This is a genomic window from Sphingomonas sp. Ag1 (genome assembly GCF_000980895.1).
Classification (GTDB): domain Bacteria; phylum Pseudomonadota; class Alphaproteobacteria; order Sphingomonadales; family Sphingomonadaceae; genus Sphingomonas; species Sphingomonas panaciterrae.
This window is the reverse complement of record NZ_LAZX01000025.1, coordinates 1-1916: the sequence shown is the minus strand read 5'-3', so window position 1 is coordinate 1916 and position 1916 is coordinate 1. Positions and strand designations below refer to the sequence as shown.

Here is a 1916-nt window from a genome sequence, read left to right as displayed (position 1 = left end):
CGGCTTCTTGGGATCGGTGCCAGCGCCGGGAACCCTCACTCGGAGTGGGTTGCTACCAGCCATCCACTCGTAGGTTCGACCGCCCTGAACATACCATGCTTGGGTCTCAGGAACGGACGCCTCGCCGTAGCCGTAATAGTGCTTGCGAAGCCTGATGTTGCGACGTGCGTTACCAGTGCCCTTGTAGAGCGGACGAGCACGGCCATTCTCCATGCCGTAAACCGGATCGCTGGCGTAACCCGTGAGGTAATCCAGAGCGATTTGCTTCATCGAGCGTCCGTCGAATGGACGCGTCGAGTTCACATCGCGAGCATAGACCGCGACCATTTCAGGCATAATCTGACGGTCATCGCGCGTGCCACCCGGTCCCGTGACCGGCGAACGGCCCATCTGGTTAAATGGTGTGTATTTGAGCCAGATGCCCGCGTTCGGGGTGATAGCCGTCTCGGTTAGCAGCGACCTGTGGAGCATTGTGGATGCCGCAGCCTGCGCGATTAGCGCATTCGTGTCACTCGGTTCCCAAGGCATTACGCGATAGTTCGCAAAGCCGTTGATCTGGCCATCGCCAAAGATACGGGCATCGCCACCATTGACCGAATAGCCAGTGTTCGAGCCGAACGGGACGCGAATGTCGTAGGTAGGAACTGTGTTCCAGATTCTTGCCTGATCGTAAGCCACTGGATCATGCGAGCGCCAGATGACCGACGAGCGGGTGGTGCCATGAGGCTGCCAACGATTGTTCGCGGTGATGATTGCAACGCCGCGACCATCGACAGTGCCTTCCCAACATGCTGGACGAGCCGGGTTGTTCAGCGGTTCGCCGTTTGGCTGCTCGATGCGCGCCAGAAGCGTTCCCTGATTGTCGTAGATCATCCACTTGTGCGCGACCATGTAGCTTTCCTTGTTGGTCGGATCGCCAAATGGGTTCGCTGGCATCTGCGTCGTGTCCCAATCGTAGATAAACTGGAACTGGACATAATTGCCCATGCGGATGCCTTCGCAATAATAGTTGATGCCGTTGATGTTCGGCACCGGACCCTGAGGTAGAACCTCAGTCCAGCTTGCCTGTGCGTCGTAGAGATCGCTGTCCTCGAAACGGCAGTTCTGAGCAGCAACGCGGGTCATCACCAATTCGCGCGGATGCGGAACGCCAACACCAGTGGACCAATCCTCAAGGACGGCCTTGTATGCGCGGCCAGCTGGCAGCGACATTTCACCGACATTGATGGACAGTTCAAAGGGCGTGCCGTTACCGATTGAGTAGCGCAGAACGTATGGACCGGGAGCCGTTACGTTCCTCGCATCAACGGCCAGAGCCTGTAGGTCTGCACGGCTGATCGGCCCACTGGATACGTTCTGGTAGGAGACTGCGATACCGGGCTTGTCGTAGCTGACTGAGACGTATTCGACTTCGAGGTTCGGGATGCCAACGGACGTATTGCCCGAAGACGCGCCGATTTCCATTGGCATCAGCGGAGTGATGCGCGGCTTGGTGTTCGTCGGCTTCGGCGTGCCAATCTGCTGGCCGTTGATGAAGAACGTCATAGTGCCGCCGTCGCCGGTCGGATTGTTCGTCCACTCGGCTTCGTAAAGCTGGTTCGTGCCAAGGACACGCAGTTCGCTAGGGTCGCTAACCACGTCCTCAGTGCTGCCGTTACGGCCAAGGATCACCTTGAGTGTTGGACCATCCCAATAGGGTTCAAGACGCATTTCACCGACTTGGTAGTCCATGAGGGTAGCCAGAACGCCGCCCATTGTGCCCTCAGGCACGACGCCCTTAAACGACAAGCGGATGCGGTTTGGTGTCTGGGTTGTGCGGTCATCAGCAGTAGCGATGAACTCGATGCCCATTGGATCAGTCGTCAGGTAGCCGTTGGTATTGGCAATCACGACGTTGTTGTTACGGAAGCCGAACG

General features: G+C 57.7%; 1 pseudogene. It reads right to left on the bottom strand.

Features of this window, described 5'->3' with window-relative positions:
- A pseudogene (locus XM50_RS20250) lies at positions 1–1916 on the bottom strand (hypothetical protein); the annotation flags it as partial.